This is a genomic window from Streptomyces sp. NPDC001536, assembly GCF_042894505.1.
In the GTDB taxonomy this organism is placed as follows: Bacteria; Actinomycetota; Actinomycetes; order Streptomycetales; family Streptomycetaceae; genus Streptomyces.
Genome location: NZ_JBIAVQ010000014.1, coordinates 13,791 through 33,417, shown reverse-complemented (window position 1 = coordinate 33,417; position 19,627 = coordinate 13,791). Strand labels below are relative to the sequence as shown.

General features: G+C 72.8%; 14 protein-coding genes. 10 read left to right on the top strand and 4 right to left on the bottom strand.

From position 1 onward, the window contains the following. Nucleotides 1-69 precede the first annotated feature (69 nt). The gene (locus ACFY0U_RS32665; RefSeq protein WP_388641963.1) at nt 70-1,773 is read left to right on the top strand and encodes a proline--tRNA ligase; all 1,704 of its coding nucleotides are present in this window, start codon (nt 70-72) and stop codon (nt 1,771-1,773) included. A gap of 202 nt (nt 1,774-1,975) precedes the next feature. Here ACFY0U_RS32665 and ACFY0U_RS32660 read toward each other — a convergent pair whose 3' ends face one another. The 3 genes from ACFY0U_RS32660 to ACFY0U_RS32650 all read right to left on the bottom strand — a co-directional run bounded on the left by ACFY0U_RS32660 (nt 1,976) and on the right by ACFY0U_RS32650 (nt 3,977). Next, entirely contained in the window at nt 1,976-2,866 is an 891-nt protein-coding gene (locus ACFY0U_RS32660) for an aminoglycoside phosphotransferase family protein (protein WP_388641961.1), read from the bottom strand. A 27-nt stretch (nt 2,867-2,893) separates the two neighbouring features. Then, entirely contained in the window at nt 2,894-3,379 is a 486-nt protein-coding gene (locus ACFY0U_RS32655; protein ID WP_388641959.1) for a ferritin-like domain-containing protein, read from the bottom strand. A 67-nt stretch (nt 3,380-3,446) separates the two neighbouring features. Then, nucleotides 3,447-3,977, bottom strand: coding sequence for a hypothetical protein (locus ACFY0U_RS32650; RefSeq protein WP_388641958.1), 531 nt, complete (start codon nt 3,975-3,977; stop codon nt 3,447-3,449). Nucleotides 3,978-4,190: 213 nt separating this feature from the next. On the opposite strand from ACFY0U_RS32650, the gene rimP reads away from it, so the two are divergent. The 9 genes from rimP (at nt 4,191) to ACFY0U_RS32605 (ending at nt 16,262) form a co-directional block, all read left to right on the top strand. After that, nucleotides 4,191-4,688 (top strand): ribosome maturation factor RimP, encoded by a 498-nt coding sequence (gene rimP / locus ACFY0U_RS32645; protein ID WP_388641956.1) that lies wholly within the window; start codon nt 4,191-4,193, stop codon nt 4,686-4,688. Nucleotides 4,689-4,690: 2 nt separating this feature from the next. Further along, nucleotides 4,691-5,677 (top strand): transcription termination factor NusA, encoded by a 987-nt coding sequence (gene nusA, locus ACFY0U_RS32640; protein ID WP_388641954.1) that lies wholly within the window; start codon nt 4,691-4,693, stop codon nt 5,675-5,677. A 114-nt stretch (nt 5,678-5,791) separates the two neighbouring features. Next, nucleotides 5,792-6,073 (top strand): YlxR family protein, encoded by a 282-nt coding sequence (locus ACFY0U_RS32635; RefSeq protein WP_388641952.1) that lies wholly within the window; start codon nt 5,792-5,794, stop codon nt 6,071-6,073. Nucleotides 6,074-6,236: 163 nt separating this feature from the next. Further along, nucleotides 6,237-9,374: a translation initiation factor IF-2 gene (gene infB, locus ACFY0U_RS32630; RefSeq protein ID WP_388641950.1), complete on the top strand. Its 3,138-nt coding sequence runs from the start codon at nt 6,237-6,239 to the stop codon at nt 9,372-9,374. Nucleotides 9,375-9,510: 136 nt separating this feature from the next. After that, the gene (locus ACFY0U_RS32625; protein ID WP_079313067.1) at nt 9,511-9,804 is read left to right on the top strand and encodes a DUF503 domain-containing protein; all 294 of its coding nucleotides are present in this window, start codon (nt 9,511-9,513) and stop codon (nt 9,802-9,804) included. A gap of 47 nt (nt 9,805-9,851) precedes the next feature. Continuing rightward, entirely contained in the window at nt 9,852-10,298 is a 447-nt protein-coding gene (gene rbfA / locus ACFY0U_RS32620) for a 30S ribosome-binding factor RbfA (RefSeq protein ID WP_037741849.1), read from the top strand. Beyond that, nucleotides 10,295-11,200, top strand: a complete 906-nt coding sequence (truB, locus tag ACFY0U_RS32615) for a tRNA pseudouridine(55) synthase TruB (protein WP_388641947.1) — start codon at nt 10,295-10,297, stop codon at nt 11,198-11,200. Before rbfA ends, truB begins: the two co-directional genes overlap by 4 nt. Nucleotides 11,201-11,434: 234 nt before the next feature. Continuing rightward, nucleotides 11,435-15,181 (top strand): trypsin-like peptidase domain-containing protein, encoded by a 3,747-nt coding sequence (locus tag ACFY0U_RS32610; protein WP_388641945.1) that lies wholly within the window; start codon nt 11,435-11,437, stop codon nt 15,179-15,181. A 133-nt stretch (nt 15,182-15,314) separates the two neighbouring features. Further along, entirely contained in the window at nt 15,315-16,262 is a 948-nt protein-coding gene (locus ACFY0U_RS32605; RefSeq protein WP_388641943.1) for a bifunctional riboflavin kinase/FAD synthetase, read from the top strand. A gap of 74 nt (nt 16,263-16,336) precedes the next feature. On the opposite strand, the gene ACFY0U_RS32600 is transcribed toward ACFY0U_RS32605, so the two are convergent. Continuing rightward, complete coding sequence (locus ACFY0U_RS32600) at nt 16,337-19,594, bottom strand: AAA family ATPase (protein ID WP_388642298.1); 3,258 nt, start codon at nt 19,592-19,594, stop codon at nt 16,337-16,339. Between the last annotated feature and the right edge of the window lie 33 nt (nt 19,595-19,627).

The following is a 19,627-nucleotide window of genomic DNA, read 5'->3' as shown; positions in this document are numbered from 1 at the left end:
TTTCCGCCGCAACCGGCCCCCCGGCTAACCTCCTAGCCATCACCCTTTTCCGGCAGGAGTACGAGAACCATGGCCAACGCACCGGTCCAGCGCATGTCCCAGTTGATGGCGAAGACGCTGCGCGACGACCCGGCGGACGCCGAGGTCCTCAGCCACAAGCTCCTCGTCCGCGCCGGCTACGTCCGCCGCACCGCGGCCGGTATCTGGAGCTGGCTCCCCCTCGGCATGCGGGTCCTGCGCAACGTGGAGCGGATTGTCCGTGAGGAGATGGACGCGATCGGCGCCCAGGAGGTGCTGCTCCCCGCCATCCTGCCGCGCGAGCCGTACGAGGCGACCGGCCGCTGGGAGGAGTACGGCCCCGAGCTGTTCCGCCTCCAGGACCGCAAGGGCGGCGACTACCTCCTCGGCCCGACCCACGAGGAGATCTTCACGCTGCTGGTGAAGGACCAGGCGTCCTCCTACAAGGACCTGCCGGTCATCCTCTACCAGATCCAGAACAAGTACCGGGACGAGGCCCGCCCGCGGGCCGGCGTCCTGCGCGGCCGCGAGTTCCTCATGAAGGACTCGTACTCCTTCGACACCGAGGACGAGGGCCTGGCCCAGTCCTACGCGCTGCACCGCCAGGCCTACCAGAAGATCTTCACGCGCCTCGGCCTCGACTACCGCATCTGCGCCGCCACCGCGGGCGCGATGGGCGGCTCCAAGTCCGAGGAGTTCCTCGCCCCGGCCGGCGCCGGCGAGGACACCTTCGCCGACTGCCCCAACTGCGACTTCGCGGCCAACACCGAGGCGATCTCGTACGAGCTGAAGCCGGTCGACGGTTCCGCCGTCCCCGCCGCCGAGGACATCCCGACCCCGGACACCCCCACCATCGAGACCCTCGCCGCCTCCCTCGGCGTCCCGGCCTCCGCGACCCTGAAGAACCTCCTCGTGAAGGTCGACGGCGAGATCGTCGCCGTCGGTGTCCCCGGCGACCGCGAGGTCGACATGGACAAGGTCGAGGCGCACTTCGCCCCGGCGGTCGTCGAGATGGTCACCGAGGCGGACTTCGCGGGCCGTCCCGACCTGGTCCGCGGTTACGTCGGCCCCAAGGGCCTGGGCGAGAAGGTCAAGTACATCGCCGACCCGCGCGTGGCCCCGGGCACCGCGTGGATCACGGGCGCCAACAAGGCGAACACGCACACCAAGAACGTCGTCGTGGGCCGTGACTTCGAGGTCGGCGAGTACGTCGACGTCGTGGTCGTGCAGGAGGGCGACCCCTGCCCGAACTGCGGCACCGGCCTCAAGCTGGACCGCGCCATCGAGATCGGCCACATCTTCCAGCTGGGCCGCAAGTACGCCGACGCCCTCAAGCTCGACGTCCTCGGCCAGCAGGGCAAGCCGGTCCGCGTGACCATGGGCTCCTACGGCATCGGCGTCACCCGCGCGGTCGCGGCCATCGCCGAGCAGACCGCCGACGAGCAGGGCCTGTGCTGGCCCGCCGAGGTCGCCCCGGCCGACGTCCACGTCGTCGCCGCCGGCAAGGCCCTCCAGACCGAGCTGGCCCTCGACGTCTCCGAGAAGCTGCGCGCCGCGGGCCTCCGCGTCCTGGTCGACGACCGGGCCGGTGTCTCCCCGGGCGTGAAGTTCACGGACGCCGAGCTGATCGGCGTACCGAAGATCCTCGTCGCGGGCCGCCGCTCCGCCGAGGGCGTCCTGGAGCTCAAGGACCGCAGGACCGGCGAGCGCGAGGAACTGACGGTGGACGAGGCGATCGCCCGCCTCAGCGCCTGACCGTCATCCGCAGAAGTTCCTCAGGAAGCAGGGAACGAGAGGTGCCGCCGCCGCGGTCCGCAGAGGCACCCGGCGGACGGCATCCCTCGCCGCGGAGATGTCCACATCGGACAGCTCGTCCCCCTCGTCGACCGACTCCTCCGCCGGCCTCGCCTCCGGCCGAACGCGGCAAGCACACCGGCCCGCACCCAAAACTCAACCCCTAAAGCCACCCGGCAAACTCCAGCAACAACTCAGCATCCTGAAGCCGACCAACCCGCCGCGCCCGCACCCCGGACTCCACGGCCCGGAACAACGTCCACCCCCGCAACCGCTCCTGATCCACATCCAACGACTCGGCGAGCCGCTTGATCCGCCGCCGAGTAATAGCGGCCCCCGACGGCTGAGCGATCAAGTCCTCGACCCGATCCCGAACCAGCCGCGCCAGATCGAACGCGCACTCACCCACCACCGGATCCGGCCCCACGGCAAGCCACGGCGAACGCTCCCCGGCCAACACCTTGCTCTGCCGAAACGTCCCATGCAGCAACCGCTGCTCGGGCGCCTCGACCAGCAACTCCTCCCGCGCAGCGAGGGCCGCCTCCACGAGCCCGGCGACATCCGCGTCCGTGCTCGAAGCCATCGCCTCGGCCTGCCGCCCGGTCCGCTCGGCCACCGTCTCGAAGACCTGGTCACCCGGCGGCTCCACCCACAGCCGCCGCAACGTCCCCGCCGCCTCCAGCAGCGCCTTCGCCTCCGGCAGCGACCGCACCGACACATCGGGATGCAGCCGCTCCAGCAGCAGCACCCCCTCGGTCACCGGCTCGTCGAGCAACTGCACCGCACCCAGCCCGCCCCAGTGCGCCAGCGCCGCCCGCTCGGCCTCCGGCCGGAACCGCGGCGGGGCCAGCTTGAGCACGGCGGGGGTGCCGTCGGACCGCCGGATCAGCACGACCAGGCTGCTGCGGCCGCCCGGCACCTGCACCCGTTCCACGGTCGACTCGCGTAGCGCGACGGCCTGCCGAGCCACCTCGGGCAGCTTCTCCAACCAGCCGTCACCGGGTGCCGTCTCACCGAGCGCCCTCACCAGACGCTGTGGCGGTTCGAAAGCCATACGCGAGCAGTTCCCTTCCCGTACCCGTTACGCCGTGGGCGTTGCCGCAGCCGGCGAAGTCGGCGAGGCCGACGCGGTCGCCGCCCGTTCGGCGAGACCAGGGAAGGCTACGCTCTCCCCGCGCCAGCGAACCGCCCGCACCGCCGCCTCCCGCAGTGCCTCGGCGGCCATGGAGCGCCGCCCGTCCACGGTTGCCCGCACCAGGTCGGAGTACACCCCGGCGACCCGGTCCTCCAGCTCGGCGGCCAGCCGTACGGCCGCGTCCGAGTCCGGCACCGGGAACGGCAGCGCGTATCCGGCCGCTGCCGCCGCCGGGGTGCCGCCCAGGTCCCGCACCTCACGGGCCAGCGCGTCGCGCCGGGCGCGATGGGCGTCGTACGCCGACTTCGCCTCGGTCCGCCGCCCCTCACGGATCCGCCCGCCGACGACCCCGTACCCGTAGACGGCGGCATGCTCGGCCGCCAGCGCCGCCTGGAGGGCGGCCAGCTCACGCTTGTCCTGCTCGTCGCTCACTGCACGCCCTCCGTCCGCACGGACCCGCCCGCCGACGAGACCGGCCCGCGCTTCTTCTCCGCGTCGCTCACTTGGCCGCCTCCGTCAGCAGATACGCGTGCGCCGCCCCGGCCGCCGCCACCGAGGCCAGCAGCCGGGCCAGCTCGCCCGGCACCTCCAGGAGCGCCTTCGCCCGCGCGTCCGCGAGGGAACGCTCCGCGGCGGCGAGCCCGGCGAGGGCGTCCTTCTCGGTGCCGGGTACGACGGAGGGGGAGGGGGCGGGGGAGCCTGGAGCGGTCGGCGACGCCGAGGCGGTGGCCGTCGGCGTACCGCCGAACGCCTCCGCATGCCGCACGGCCTCCGCCCGCAGCACCCCGAGCCGGTCCGCGAGCCCGGGATACGCGGTGATCACCGCGTCGTACCGCTCGACGATCCCCCGGCTGTCCCGCGCCGCACGCGTGCGTGCCCGTTCGGCGACCGACGGACTGCCACCGGTGCTCTCCTCGGTCTGATCGGATCCGGAGGAGCACCCCACCAGCAGGGTGGCGCCCGCGGCGGAGGCGAGGAGGGTTCTTCGGCGCGGCCCCGAGGGGGTGCGCGGCGGCGGGGGGTACGGCACGGCAGTCGTCCTCGGGGGCTCGTACGAACAGACGGGCGGGAAGGCGGCCCGCCGGTGATCACGGTACCCGCGCCCCGGTCCGCAACCCCTCACCGGCACCGCTGCGGCCCCCGGTCGCCGCACGGTGGACGGCAACACACCTTGGGACCGGATACCCTTTGACCAGACACGCGACCTACCCACAACAGCACACGCGGCCGAGGAGTCACCCGGATGAGCACCACCCAGAGCGAGAGGCTGCGAGAGCTCCTGGAACCGCTCGTCAGCTCCCAGGGACTGGATCTGGAAGAGATCTCAGTGGACTCCGTAGGACGGAAGCGCGTGCTCAGCGTCGTCGTCGACTCCGACACCGGGGCGGACCTGGACCAGATCGCCGATGTGAGCCGCGCGCTCTCGGCGAAGCTCGACGAGACGGACGCGATGGGCGAGGGCGAATACACCCTCGAGGTCGGCACCCCGGGCGCGGAGCGCCCCCTCAAGGAGCACCGGCACTATGTGCGCGCCGTGGGCCGGCTGGTGAAGTTCCAGCTGACCGAGGGCGGCGAAGTGGTCGCACGGATCCTCGAGGTCGACGACGAGGGCCTGGACGTCGAGGTGCCCGGAGTCAAGGGCCGCAAGGCCACCAGCCGCAGACTCGCCTTCTCCGACATCGACAAGGCGCGCGTGCAGGTCGAGTTCAACCGCAAGGACAAGAAGGAAGAGGAGGCGTAGCCGTGGACATCGACATGAGTGCCCTGCGGGGCTTGGTACGGGAGAAGGAGATCTCCTTCCCCCTGCTGGTCGAGGCGATCGAGTCGGCCCTCCTCATCGCCTACCACCGCACCGAGGGAAGCCGCCGCCACGCGCGCGTGGAGCTCAACCGGGAAACCGGCCACGTGACGGTGTGGGCGAAGGAGGACCCCGAGGACCTCGAGGAGGGCCAGGAGGCCCGCGAGTTCGACGACACCCCGTCCGGCTTCGGCCGTATCGCCGCCACCACCGCCAAGCAGGTCATCCTGCAGCGGCTGCGCGACGCCGAGGACGACGCGACGCTCGGCGAGTACGCAGGGCGTGAGGGCGACATCGTCATGGGCGTGGTCCAGCAGGGCCGTGACCCGAAGAACGTGCTGATCGACATCGGCAAGCTGGAGGCCATCCTGCCGGTGCAGGAGCAGGTCCCCGGTGAGACGTATCCGCACGGCATGCGGCTGCGCTCGTACGTCGTGCGGGTGGCGAGGGGTGTACGCGGTCCGTCCGTCACCCTGTCGCGCACACATCCCAATCTGGTGAAGAAGCTGTTCGCCCTGGAGGTGCCGGAGATCGCCGACGGTTCGGTGGAGATCGCCGCCATCGCGCGCGAGGCCGGTCACCGGACGAAGATCGCCGTACGGTCCACCCGTTCCGGACTGAACGCCAAGGGCGCCTGTATCGGCCCCATGGGCGGGCGGGTGCGCAACGTCATGGGTGAGCTGAACGGCGAGAAGATCGACATCGTCGACTGGTCGGACGACCCGGCCGAAATGGTGGCGAACGCGCTCTCCCCGGCCCGGGTCTCCAAGGTGGAGGTCGTCGACCTCGCGGCCCGTTCCGCGCGCGTGACGGTGCCGGACTACCAGCTGTCGCTGGCGATCGGCAAGGAAGGGCAGAATGCCCGGCTTGCGGCTCGTCTGACCGGCTGGCGGATCGACATCCGTCCGGACACCGAGCAGCCGGGCGAATAGGTCCCGGATCTCGATCGGGAATAGATCTCGGCCCACGGGGGCTGAGATCACGACAACAACCGTTCGATCCCTGCCCCAAAGGGGTGAGGTCGCTACGGGGAGGTAGACTTAGCAGTGTCTGGCCGGACGCGTGCCCGCGCATGCCCTGAACGCACCTGTGTGGGGTGCAGGCAGCGAGCGGCCAAGACCGATCTGCTGCGTACCGTGGCGATCAAGGACGCGTGCGTCCCCGATCCTCGCGGTACGCTGCCCGGCCGGGGCGCGTATGTGCACCCCGCCCTGGTCTGTCTCGACCAGGCGGTACGCCGCCGGGCGTTCACGCGGGCGCTTCGCGCCCCGGGAGCGCTCGACGTAATGGCGTTGCGCCAGTACGTCGAGCAGACAGACAGTTGCTGAGCAGGCAACACCGCAAGGAGCGTCGTACGGAACCCCCGTGCGGCCCTGGTACCCCGCGAGTTGGAAGTAGGTCGAGATTGCGATGAGCACTCGATGAGCACGCGATGAGTACGCCCATGAAGTAGCGACGGTCCGGACGCAACCCGGACCTAAAAGGAGCGAAGTGGCTAAGGTCCGGGTATACGAACTCGCCAAGGAGTTCGGGGTTGAGAGCAAGGTCGTCATGGCCAAGCTCCAAGAACTCGGTGAATTCGTCCGTTCGGCGTCTTCGACCATCGAAGCGCCCGTCGTCCGTAAGCTGACGGACGCCCTTCAGCAGGGCAACGGAGGCGGCAAGCCCGCCCCCGCCCGCAAGGCTGCCCCGGCAAAGCCGGGCGCCCCCTCTCCGGCGCAGGCTGCCCGTCCGGCCGCCCCGCGCCCGCCGGCCCCCAAGCCGGCCGTTGCCGAGACGCCCGCGGCTCCCGCCGCGCCGGCCGCTCCCGGCCCCCGTCCCACCCCGGGCCCGAAGCCCGCGCCGCGCCCCGCGCCGGCGTCCCCGGCTCCGACCACGCCCGAGTTCACGGCACCCCCGTCGGCTCCCGCCGCGCCCGCCCAGGGCCAGGGCTCCGGCCCGCGTCCGGGCGCCCCGCGTCCGGCCGGCCAGCAGGCCCCCCGTCCGGGCGGCCCCCGTCCCGCCGGTGGTCCCGGTCAGGGCGGCCAGGGTCGTGGTGACCGTGGCGACCGTCCGGGCGCCCCGCGTCCGGGTGGCCAGGCGCCGCGTCCCGGTGCCCGTCCGGCCGGTCCCCGTCCGGGCAACAACCCCTTCACCTCTGGTGGCTCCACCGGCATGGCGCGCCCGCAGGCGCCCCGTCCGGGCGGTGCCCCGCGTCCCGGCGGTCCTGGTGGCCCCGGTGACCGTCCCGGCGGCGCCCCGCGTCCGCAGGGCCAGGGCCAGGGCGGTCCCCGTCCCCAGGGTGCGGCGGGCGGTCCCCGTCCGCAGGCTCCGGGTGGCGGTCGTCCGAGCCCCGGTGGCATGCCCCGTCCGCAGGGCGGAGCTCCCCGTCCCGGCGGCGGTCCGCGTCCCAACCCCGGCATGATGCCGCAGCGTCCGGCTGCCGGCCCGCGTCCCGGCGGCGGTGGTCCCGGTGGCCGCGGTCCCGGTGGCGGTGGTCGTCCCGGTGGCGGTGGCGGCGGTCGTCCGGGTGGCGGCGGCGGCTTCGCCGGTCGTCCGGGCGGTCCCGGTGGCGGTGGCGGCGGCTTCGCCGGTCGTCCGGGCGGTCCCGGTGGCGGCGGTGGCGGCTTCGCCGGTCGTCCCGGCGGTCCGGGTGGTCCCGGTGGCGGCGGTGGCCGTCCCGGCTTCGGCGGTCGTCCGGGTGGTCCCGGTGGCCGTGGTGGCACACAGGGTGCGTTCGGCCGTCCCGGCGGTCCCGCGCGTCGTGGTCGCAAGTCGAAGCGGCAGAGGCGCCAGGAGTACGAGGCCATGCAGGCCCCGTCGGTCGGCGGCGTGATGCTGCCTCGCGGCAACGGACAGTCCGTCCGCCTGTCGCGCGGTGCGTCCCTCACCGACTTCGCGGAGAAGATCAACGCCAACCCGGCGTCGCTCGTCGCCGTGATGATGAACCTCGGCGAGATGGTCACTGCCACGCAGTCCGTCTCCGACGAGACCCTCCAGCTGCTCGCCGGCGAGATGAACTACGTCGTCGAGATCGTCAGCCCGGAGGAGGAGGACCGCGAGCTGCTCGAGTCCTTCGACATCGAGTTCGGCGAGGACGAGGGTGGCGAGGAGTTCCTCGTCGCGCGTCCGCCGGTCGTGACCGTCATGGGTCACGTCGACCACGGTAAGACCCGACTGCTCGACACCATCCGCAAGACGAACGTCGTCGCGGGCGAGGCCGGCGGTATCACGCAGCACATCGGCGCGTACCAGGTCACGACCTCGGTCAACGACGAAGAGCGCAAGATCACCTTCATCGACACCCCGGGTCACGAGGCGTTCACCGCCATGCGTGCCCGTGGTGCCAAGTCGACCGACATCGCGATCCTCGTGGTGGCGGCCAACGACGGTGTGATGCCCCAGACGATCGAGGCGCTGAACCACGCCAAGGCGGCCGACGTGCCGATCGTGGTCGCGGTCAACAAGATCGACGTCGAGGGTGCCGACCCGACCAAGGTGCGCGGTCAGCTCACCGAGTTCGGTCTGGTGGCCGAGGAGTACGGCGGCGACACCATGTTCGTCGACATCTCCGCCAAGCAGGGCCTCAACATCGAGGCTCTCCTGGAGGCCGTGGTCCTCACCGCGGACGCCTCGCTCGACCTGCGGGCCAACCCGGAGCAGGACGCGCAGGGTATTGCGATCGAGTCCCACCTCGACCGCGGCCGCGGTGCCGTCTCGACGGTCCTGGTCCAGCGCGGCACGCTGCGCATCGGCGACACCATGGTGGTCGGCGACGCGTACGGCCGAGTCCGGGCCATGCTCGACGACAACGGCAACAACGTCGAGGAAGCGGGTCCGTCGACCCCCGTCCTGGTCCTGGGTCTCACCAACGTCCCGGGTGCCGGCGACAACTTCCTGGTCGTCGACGAGGACCGCACGGCACGTCAGATCGCCGAGAAGCGCGCGGCGCGCGAGCGCAACGCCAACTTCGCCCGGCGTGGAGTCCGGTTCTCCCTGGAGAACCTGGACGAGGCGCTCAAGGCCGGTCTGGTGCAGGAACTCAACCTCATCATCAAGGGCGACGCGTCCGGTTCGGTGGAGGCTCTCGAGTCCTCGCTGCTCCAGCTCGACGTCGGCGACGAGGTCGACATTCGTGTCCTGCACCGCGGTGTGGGTGCGGTCACCGAGTCCGACATCAACCTGGCGACCGGCTCCGACGCCATCGTCATCGGCTTCAACGTCCGCGCCGCGGGCCGCGCGGCGCAGATGGCGGAGCGCGAGGGCGTCGACGTCCGGTACTACTCGGTGATCTACCAGGCCATCGAGGAGATCGAGGCGGCCCTCAAGGGCATGCTCAAGCCGGAGTACGAGGAGGTCGAGCTCGGCACGGCGGAGATCCGCGAGGTCTTCAAGTCGTCCAAGCTGGGCAACATCGCCGGTGTCCTGGTCCGCTCGGGCGAGGTCAAGCGCAACACGAAGGCTCGACTCGTCCGCGACGGCAAGGTCATCGCGGAGAACCTCAACATCTCCGGTCTGCGTCGCTTCAAGGACGACGTCACCGAGATCCGCGAAGGGTTCGAGGGCGGTATCAACCTCGGCAACTTCAACGACATCAAGGTCGACGACGTCATCGCGACGTACGAGATGCGCGAGAAGCCGCGCGGCTGATTGTCGTAGCACGCGATCGGGGCCGGTCGGCGGACGTAATATCCGTCGATCGGCCCCGGCCGTTGCGTGTACGGTTCCTGTATCGGCGTCGACGCGGCGCCCATACCCCGAACCGGCGGGACATCCGGACACACATATGTATGTGGGGACTCTGTCCTTCGATCTGCTCCTCGGCGACGTCCACTCGCTCAAGGAGAAACGCTCTCTCGTCCGTCCGATCGTGGCCGAGCTCCAGCGCAAATACGCGGTGAGCGCGGCGGAGACGGGCAATCAGGACCTCCATCGCAGGGCCGAGATCGGGCTGGCGATGGTCTCCGGGGACACGGGACACCTCACCGACGTACTGGACCGCTGTGAGCGGCTGGTCGCCGGACGGCCCGAGGTGGAACTGCTCTCGGTTCGCCGCAGACTCCACAGCGACGAAGACTGAAGCGACGAACGCTTGGCAAGAAGCAAGACACTTAAGGAGACGGACCAGTGGCCGACAACGCGCGGGCGAAGAGGCTGGCGGACCTCATCCGAGAGGTGGTGGCCCAGAAGCTGCAGCGCGGGATCAAGGACCCGCGGCTCGGCTCGCACGTCACCATCACGGACACCCGGGTCACGGGTGACCTCCGGGAGGCGACCGTCTTCTACACGGTGTACGGGGACGACGAGGAGCGCGCGGCCGCGGCCGCCGGTCTGGAGAGCGCCAAGGGCGTGCTGCGTTCCGCGGTCGGTGCGGCGGCCGGTGTGAAGTTCACACCGACGCTGACCTTCGTCGCGGACGCCCTCCCGGACACCGCCAAGACCATCGAGGACCTCCTCGACAAGGCACGCCAGTCCGACGAGAAGGTGCGCGAGGTCTCGGCCGGCGCCGCCTACGCCGGTGACGCGGACCCGTACAAGAAGCCGGGTGAAGACGAGGACGACACCGCCGAATGACGCAGAAGAACCAGACGCCCGACGGGCTTGTCATCGTCGACAAGCCGTCGGGCTTCACTTCGCACGACGTGGTCGCCAAGATGCGCGGGATCGCGAAGACCCGCCGCGTCGGACACGCCGGCACCCTCGACCCGATGGCGACCGGTGTGCTCGTCCTCGGCGTCGAGAAGGCGACCAAGCTCCTCGGGCATCTCGCGCTCACCGAGAAGGAGTACCTGGGCACGATCCGCCTGGGCCAGACGACCCTGACCGACGACGCGGAGGGCGAGATCACGGGGTCGACAGACGCCTCGAAGGTCACCCGGGACGCCGTCGATGCGGGCATCGCCAAGCTCAGCGGCGACATCATGCAGGTGCCGTCCAAGGTCAGCGCCATCAAGATCAACGGGGTGCGCTCCTACAAGCGGGCGCGGGACGGCGAGGAGTTCGAGATCCCCGCCCGGCCGGTGAGGATCTCGTCCTTCGCGGTGTACGACGTCCGCGACGCCGTCGCCGAGGACGGCACGCCCGTCCTGGACCTGGTCGTCTCGGTGGTCTGCTCGTCCGGTACGTACATCCGGGCGCTCGCCCGTGACCTGGGCGCGGACCTGGGTGTGGGCGGCCACCTCACCGCTCTGCGGCGCACGCGCGTCGGCCCGTACAAGCTGGACGCGGCCAGGACCCTGGAGCAGCACCAGCAGGAGCTGACGGTGATGCCGATCGCCGAGGCGGCCGCGGCCGCGTTCCCGCGCTGGGATGTGGACGAAAAGCGGACCCGGCTGCTCACCAACGGTGTACGCCTGGAGATGCCCGACGAGTACTCGGGCCGCGGCACCGTCGCCGTCTTCGCCCCCGAGGGCCATCTGCTGGCCCTTGTGGAGGAGCAGAAGGGCAAGGCGAAGAGCCTCGCCGTCTTCGGCTGAGACGCTCCCGCCCGTGGAGCGGCGGTCACGGAGTTGTCCGCCGCTCCACGGTCCCCCCTCGGTTCCCCCACCCCTAGGGTGTATCCACCGATCCCCGCCCATTCACCCGTGCGGGCAGGCGCTCGGAGTGAAGCGGGGGAGCGGAAGGGGGCGCGTTCACCGCGCGATCTGTCCCGCCGATCACCTGGTGCCTACCGTCGAAGACAGGGAAGGGCACGGCGGGGAGGTTCGACCATGGCGGGACGGGGCCCGCGGACCGCGGGCGGCCGCCGGCGCGCGGGTGAGAGCGAGCACACGGCGACTTCCGGGCCGGGACAGGCGGGCGACGCATCCCTGGTCCGTATCCACGACCTCGCCGGCCGCCCCCGGGGCACCGGGTTCGTGGCCGACCACCACGGCACCGTGATCACGAGCCACGAGGCCGTCGACGGACTGCCGAGACTTCTGCTCTACGCCGCCGAGGACCGCCACTGCGTGGTGACCGCCGACGCGGTGACCGCCCTGCCCGAGCTGAACCTGGCCCTCGTACGGACCGAGGGGCTCGGCGCCGACCCGCTCCCCGTCACCGTGCGGAACCGGATCGGGACCGGCGCCTATGTGCGGATCGCCGCCGGGTGCTGGCGTGAGGCGAGGGTGCTCGGCGCGGCCCCCGTGACGTACACGGCGACGGATCGCTTCCATCTCCTGGACAGTGCGCTGGAGTTGGCCATCGGCACAGCCGGGCGGGACGCGCTGCGGCTGGGTGGCGGGGCGGCCGGGGGACCGGTGCTCGACGCCGCGACCGGCGCGGTGGTCGGCGTCCTCGGCACCGCGCTCCAGGGCGGCGGCCGTGACGCAGGGTTCGCGGTACCCCTGCTTCCGGCACCGCCCGGTCCGCTCGCCGAGCTCCTCGCCGAGAACGCGGCGACCGTCCCCGCGTACGGCGTGGACCTCAACCTCGCGGGCGTCCTCGAACTGACGGCGACCTCGGTGGGCCAGGACGGCCCGCCGGGTGCGCTCGCGGGCTACGTCGGCCGGGCGGGCACCGACACCCCCGGATCGGTCCCCCCGATCCAACGGGCCGCCACGGCAACGGAGTTCGAGGCCTTCACCGAGGGCCCGGCCGCCGTCCTCGCCCTCGTCGGCCCACCCGGAAGCGGTCGTACGACAGAACTCGCGTCCCTCGCCGCCCGCCGCAACCGGGGCCCCCGGCCCGCCCCGACCCTCTGGCTGCGCGGCGCCGACCTCAGGGACGACGACACCTCGGTCGCCGACGCGGCCCGCAGAGCGCTGACCCGGGCGGCCCGGATCGTCGCCGCGTCACGCTCGGCCCAGGTCGCCGACCTGGGAGACGTGAACCCTGAGCACCTGTCCCGCCTCGCCCACACCGAGGATCGGCCTCTGCTCCTCCTCCTCGACGGCCCCGAGGAGATGCCCCCGGTCCTCGCCCACCGCATGACCGAGTGGACCGAGGGGACGGCGAAGTGGCTGGGGGAGACGGGGGCGCGGCTGGTGGTGGCGTGCCGGGGGGAGTACTGGGAGGGAGCGGGGGAGGGCTTTCCGAATGGGATCCTGCACAGACCGCATCTCCCGGTCCGCCTGGCATCCGATGCCGATGCCGATGCCGCTCAGCCACCCCCAGCCCGTCCGGCGTTTGAGGACGAGGCCGTTCAGGCCGATGGGGGGTCTGGGGGCGCAGCCCTCAGGGAGGGGACGGGTAGGGGCGGAGGGGGCGAGAAACCGCCCTGCGTGCACCTCGCCGACCTGCACGAGGACGAAGCCCGCCAGGCCCGAGCCCGCTACGGCATCCCCGAGGGCGCCCTCACGGACACCGACGCCCGCCACCCCCTCACCCTCCGCCTCCTCTCCGAGGTCCGAGCCGCCCTCCCCGGCAGCGACATCGACAGCCACACCGACACCCTCGGCACCCGCACAGACCGCCACGACGTCTTCGCCGCCCACCTCGACCTGATGTGCCTCCGCGTCGCCGTCCGCCTCGCCGCCGAGAACGGCCTGCGCGGCACCGCCGTACGCCGCCTCGCCGCAAAGGTCTCCGGCCAGGTGCACGAGGCCGCCCGCCGCAGCCTCGGCCCGGGCCAGGGCGAACTGGACCGCGAGTCGTTCGAGGCGGTGTTCCCCTGGGGCCAGGCCCCCGCCCGCCTCGGCGGCGGCACCGGCTGGGCGTCCGCCGTCCTCACCGAGGGCCTCCTGGTCCCCGCCGGCAACGGCTACCGCTTCGCCCACGAGGAACTCGCCGACTGGATCCAGGGCATGCACCTGGACCTGGACGAGGCCCTGCGCGCCCTGGTCCACCGCCACAGCCCGCACCCCTTCCCGGTCCCGCACCACCGCATCGGCCCGGTCGTCCAGGCCCTGCTCCTCCTGTCCCGCCAGCACGGCACCCCCCGACTGGCCCTCCGCCTGGAGGAGCTGATCCAGGCCCTGGACGCCGACCCCCACTCCTGGTGGGCGGCCCGCCTCCTCACCGAGTCCCTGCTCCGCGTCCCCGACGCGACGCCGTACACGGGCGTACTGCGCCTGCTCGCGGACCGCGTGGTGGCCTGGCGACGCGAGGAACGCGCCCAAGACCGAGCGCAAGAACGAGCTCAAGGCCACGCGCAAGAAGACACACCCCAGCAGACCGCACCCCGCACCCGACCCCAGCACGCCCCACCCCGCCCCCAACCCCCCACCCGATCCACCGAGTTCGCCCCCGACTTCTGGCTCGCCCTCCCCCTCCCCCCGATCACCCTCCTCGACCTCCTCCGCCGTCTCGTCCTCGCCGACGGCCCCGCGCACGACACCGCCCCCCGTTTCCTGGACGCGGCCTCCGGACTGCTCGCCGCCGACGCCACCGCCGTAGCACCGCATCTGACCCGCTGGTTCGACGACGAGCGCCCCCTGCCCGCCACCCCGCACGCGACCGTCGCGAAGGCCGCGCAGGCGCTGCTGCACACCCACCGGAGGCTGGCCCTCGACGACCTCACCGAGGTGCTCGTCGACTGTGCGCACCGACGGGCCGACGAGCTGCTCGCCGTGCTCGCGGAGGACGAACCGTCGGCGGTGTGCCGGGCCGTGGACCGATGGGCGCACGACGAACGCCCCGACCGACGGGTCGCGGCGGTGGCGTACGGCCTGCGCGCCGCCCCGCACGTGACGACGGAGGCCGACCGCGAGCTGCTGCGCTACACCGCCCTCACCCTGCTGGCCCGCCCCGCCGACTGCACCCTGCACGGGGGCGCGCTCGCCCTCCTGGTCCGCGATCCACGCACGCGTGCCCGCCATCTCCCGCAGGCTCTCGGCCACTTCCTGGCCGGCGACCCGCAGTTCCCGCCGAGCGCCCTGGTCGCCGCCCTGGCCACCCACCCGGAGCCGGTCCTGGACGCCTTCCGCGCCCGGCTGCGCCGCCCCGGCGCCGGAGCGGCCCTGCGTACCCTCGCCGACGTCACCACGCCCACGCAGGCCCGCCGGATCGCCGTACTCGTGAAGGAGGCGGTGGAGCAGCGCCCGGAGACCGCGGCGGACATGGCGGCATACGTGGACCGGCGCCTCGACCAGGGGCCGGCCGCGCGGGCGGTACTGCTCCCGCTGGTCACGGGCCTGCTGGACGGCGGCTCGGAGGAGGTGCGGGCCGCCCTCGCCGCCGTACTGGCCACCCCCGGCACCCCCGCCTCCCGCCCCCTGCGTCGCGAACTCCTCGACTTCCTCCTGAGCCACGAACACGCGCCCGCCGTCCTGGACGCCCTCCTGCGCGCCGCCGCCCGCCACCCCGACGACGGACTGCGCGAACTCGTCCACCGCACCGGTCTCCTTCTCGTCCGCACCCCGGAGGGCGCGGCCCGTTTCGACCGCGGCCTCGTCGATCTCGCCCGTCAGGTGCCGGGCTTCGCCGGGCAGGTGGCGGGCTGGCTGACCGACGCTCCGCAGCGGTGGGCGGCTGTGGTCGGCCCCAGCACCCGCCGGATGATCGAGAACCTGGCAGGCGTACGCGTCCCCGCCTGACCCGCCCGCGCCACGTGCGTCGAGTCACAGCGCCCATGCCGATGCGGGCCGGAGCGACGCGGCATGGCACCCTTAGACCTGCGTAAGAGGTAAGCCGTACACACGGACACAGGTTCGACGAGGAGCGGTCACAGTGCAGCGCTGGCGTGGCTTGGAGGACATTCCCGAGGACTGGGGGCGCAGCGTCGTCACCATCGGTTCCTACGACGGAGTCCACCGCGGGCACCAGCTGATCATCCGGCATGCCGTGGAACGCGCCCGTGAGCTGGGCGTTCCCGCCGTCGTCGTCACTTTCGACCCGCACCCCAGCGAGGTCGTCCGCCCCGGCAGCCACCCGCCCCTGCTGGCCCCGCACCACCGCCGCGCCGAGCTGATGGCGGAGCTGGGCGTGGACGCGCTCCTCATCCTGCCCTTCACGACGGAGTTCTCGAAGCTCTCGCCGGCCGAGTTCGTCGTCAAGGTCCTGGTCGACAAGCTGCACGCCAAGGCGGTCGTCGAGGGCCCCAACTTCCGCTTCGGCCACAAGGCCGCGGGGAACGTGGAGTTCCTCGCCGAGCAGGGCAAGACGTACGACTTCGAGGTCGAGGTCATCGACCTGTTCGTGTGCGGCGAGGCGGGCGGCGGCGAGCCGTTCTCCTCCACGCTCACCCGCCGCCTGGTCGCCTCCGGCGACGTCGAGGGCGCCGGTGAGATCCTGGGCCGCCCGCACCGGGTCGAGGGCGTGGTCGTTCGGGGCGCGCAGCGCGGCCGCGAACTGGGCTTCCCCACGGCCAATGTCGAGACGCTCCCGCACACCGCCATCCCCGCCGACGGCGTCTACGCCGGCTGGCTGCACGCCCAGGGCGAGGCCATGCCGGCCGCGATCTCCGTCGGCACCAACCCCCAGTTCGACGGCACCGAGCGCACGGTCGAGGCCTACGCCATCGACCGGGTGGGCCTCGACCTGTACGGCCTGCACGTGGCCGTCGACTTCCTCGCGTACGTACGCGGCCAGGCGAAGTTCGACTCCCTGGACGCGCTGCTGGTGCAGATGGCCGAGGACGTCAAGAAGTGCCGAGAGCTGATCGCGGCGGCCGAGTAGCCGCTTTTCTCGCTCTTACGACGCCGAAGGGCGGCCGGTGCTGGTGAGCACCGGCCGCCCTTCGGCTGTGTGGGCTACTGCTGCGGGGGCGCGGGCGGGTACGGGTACCCGGGCTGGCCGGGCTGCTGGGCCTGCGGCGGGTACGGCTGACCCTGCGGCGGGTAGGGCTGACCGGGCTGCTGGCCCTGCTGCGGATAGGGCTGGCCCGGCTGCGGGGCGTACGGCTGCTGAGGCTGGTGCGGGTACGGCTGCCCGGGCATGGGCTGGCCGGGCAGCGGCGGGGCCGCCACCGGGGGCGGGTTGCCGTCGCTGGTCCACAGGCCATGCATCTGCTGGTGGCGTACGAAGTCCTCGGCGACCATCGCCGCGAGGTTGAAGTACGACTCGCGCACCTTCGGCCGCATCATGTCGAGGTCGACCTCGGCACCGGCGGCGAGGTGCTCGTCGAAGGGCACGACCACGACACCGCGGCAGCGCGTCTCGAAGTGGCTGACGATGTCGTCGACCTTGATCATCTTGCCGGTCTCGCGGACACCCGAGATCACGGTGATGGACCGCGACACCAGATCGGCGTACCCGTGCGCCGACAGCCAGTCGAGCGTCGTACTGGCGCTGCTCGCACCGTCGACGGACGGCGTCGAGATGATGATGAGCTGGTCGGCCAGATCGAGCACACCGCGCATGGCGGAGTAGAGCAGACCGGTACCGGAGTCCGTCAGGATCACCGGGTACTGCTTGCCCAGCACGTCGATGGCCCGCCGGTAGTCCTCGTCGTTGAAGGTCGTGGACACGGCCGGGTCGACGTCGTTGGCGATGATCTCGAGCCCGGACGGCGCCTGGGAGGTGAACCGGCGGATGTCCATGTACGAGTTGAGGTACGGGATCGCCTGGACGAGGTCACGGATGGTGGCCCCGGTCTCCCGCCGCACCCGGCGGCCGAGGGTGCCGGCGTCCGGGTTGGCGTCGATGGCGAGGATCTTGTCCTGCCGCTCGGTGGCGAGGGTCGAGCCGAGGGCGGTGGTCGTGGTCGTCTTGCCGACACCGCCCTTGAGGCTGATGACCGCGATGCGGTAGCAGGACAGCACGGGCGTGCGGATCAGCTCCAACTTCCGCTGCCGCTCGGCCTCTTCCTTCTTCCCACCGATCTTGAACCGGGACGGCTGGGCGGCGGGGCGGCCGCTCTTCGCCTTCTGCTTCTTGTTGTTCAGCAGCCGGTCCGAGGACAGCTCCACGGCAGCGGTGTAACCGAGCGGCGCCGCACCGGGGTTGGTCATCTGCCGCTGGTCGTGCTGCATGGGCTGCGGCCAGGCGGTACCGGTGCGGGGGTCGATGGGCGGCTGGGGTGCCTGCGGTGCCTGGGCGGCGTGCGGGTCGTACCCCTGCGGAGCGGCCGCCGGGGGCTGTCCGTCCGGCTGGGCCGGTACCTGCGGTACGCCCGGCTGCGGCTGGCCGGCCTGCGGCGCGGGCGACTGCGGGAAGCCGTAGCCGCCGGGGGCGGGTGCCTGCGGGGCGTTCGGTGCACCGGGGTGCGGGAAGCCGTAGCCGGCCTGGGCGTTGGGGGCCGGTGCCGGGCCACCGGGCTGGGGGAAGCCGTAGCCGGCCTGCGGGTTGGGCGCGGGGGCGCCGCCGGGCTGCGGGAAGCCGTAACCGTCCGCAGCGGGCTGCGGGGCACCGGGGGCGGGCATCGGCTGGGCGTGCGGGTCCGAGGGGGCGCCGGCCGGGGGCTGTCCCGGCTGGGGGAAGCCGTAGCCGCTTTGGGCGTTGGGCGCCGGGGGCTGCGGAGGGGTCGGCTGGGCAGCGCCGGGCTGGGGGGTGCCGCCGGCCTGCGGGGTGGGTGCGGGGGTGCCACCCGGCTGGGGGAAGCCGTAGCCGCCTTGGGCGTTGGGCACCGGGGGCTGCGGGGTCGGCTGGGCAGCGCCCGGCTGAGGGAAGCCGTAGCCGGGCTGTGGGTTGGGTGCGGGGGCGCCACCGGGCTGCGGGAAGCCGTAACCGTCCTGCGGGCCGGGGGTCGCGGGCTGCTGCTGGGCGGCCGGGGTGCCGGGCTGCGGTGCGACCGGGGCGGGTGCCGGGGGCGCGGGCGGCTGGTTCCAGGCGGCGGGCGCGGGCTGCGGGGCCTGCGGCTGGAAGGGCGGCTGCTGCTGCGGTACGGGCGGGGCCTGCGCGGCCGTCGGCTGCGGCGCGGGTGCCGCCGGGGCCGGCTGCTGGGGCTGCGGCTGGGCCTGGGGCTGTGCCGGCCACTGAGCTGCCGGGGCGGGAGCGGCGGGCTGGTACGACGGCGGCAGCGGCGGCATTCCGGCCTGCGGCGCGGGCGGGGGAGTCCAGGCGGGGGGTGCGTCCTGGGGGGCGCTGTCCTCGGGCGTGGTGTCCTCGGGCTCGGCAGCAGTCGGTACGGCGTCCTCGGGCTCGGCATCAGCCGGTACGGCGTCGGTGGGCTCCGTGGTCGCGGGTACGGCGTCCTCCGGCTCGGCCTCGGCAGGCGCCGCGTCCGAGGGCTCGGTGTCCTCCGGTTCGGCGTCGGTCGGCTCGGCGTCGGCCGGCTCGGCCTCGGCGGGATCGGCGTCCTCGGACACGGCGTCCTGAGGCGCGGCCTCCTCCGCCTCGGTCTCCTCGTCGGGACCGGCGTCCTCCGCCGTGGGCTCCGGGTCCGCCACGTCGGCGTCGACGTCCTGGGCCAGCGAGGTGTCTTCGGAGGCACCCGGGAACGCGACGACCTCATCTGCCTCGTCGGCCTCCTCGACCGTCTCCGCGCTGTCCTGGGTAGCCGGTTCGACCGTCTCCGCGACGTGGTCGTCAACCTCGTCCACCGCATCGGCACCCGCGGTGTCCGCCTCGCCAACCACGGCCGGCTCCACTACGGCATCCTCGGCGGGCTCGGCGTCCTCGGACACGGCGGGCTCGGCGGCGTCAGCGGCGACGGCGGCGTCGGCCTCCTCGTCCACCGGCACAGACTCCTCCTCGGCCACCGCAGCGCGCTCCGCGATCTCCCGCTTCAGCGAGGCCGCGGAGAACCGCATCGTGGCGCCGCTCTCCAGGTCACCGTTCCCGGACTCCGGCTCCTCGTCGACCAGCGCGGGGGCGGGCGGCGTGGAGCTCGACGGCGACGCGGAGGGCGCCGACTCGTCGGAGTCCGCCACCGCAGGGGCAGGCGGAGCCGTGGGCGCGGGAAGCGTGAAGCTCGTCGGCGGCGCGGTGGGCGGCGTTGCCGGGGCGGGGTCGGAGTCCGCGGCGGCCGGCGGAGTCGCGGGCGTGGGCAGGGCGAAGCTCGACGGGGACGACGCGGGCGGTGCCGTCGGAGCGCCCCACGGGGACTGGAACCCCGGAATGTTCGGCACGGCCGTAGGCGACCCGGCATCCGGGGCCGGCGA

Coding starts and splice junctions, on each gene's coding strand:
- ACFY0U_RS32610 (WP_388641945.1), top strand. CDS start 11,435: ATGGCGGGACGGGGCCCGCGGACCGCGGGCGGCCGCCGGCGCGCGGGT.
- truB (WP_388641947.1), top strand. CDS start 10,295: ATGACGCAGAAGAACCAGACGCCCGACGGGCTTGTCATCGTCGACAAG.
- ACFY0U_RS32665 (WP_388641963.1), top strand. CDS start 70: ATGGCCAACGCACCGGTCCAGCGCATGTCCCAGTTGATGGCGAAGACG.
- ACFY0U_RS32625 (WP_079313067.1), top strand. CDS start 9,511: ATGTATGTGGGGACTCTGTCCTTCGATCTGCTCCTCGGCGACGTCCAC.
- ACFY0U_RS32660 (WP_388641961.1), bottom strand. CDS start 2,866: ATGGCTTTCGAACCGCCACAGCGTCTGGTGAGGGCGCTCGGTGAGACG.
- rimP (WP_388641956.1), top strand. CDS start 4,191: ATGAGCACCACCCAGAGCGAGAGGCTGCGAGAGCTCCTGGAACCGCTC.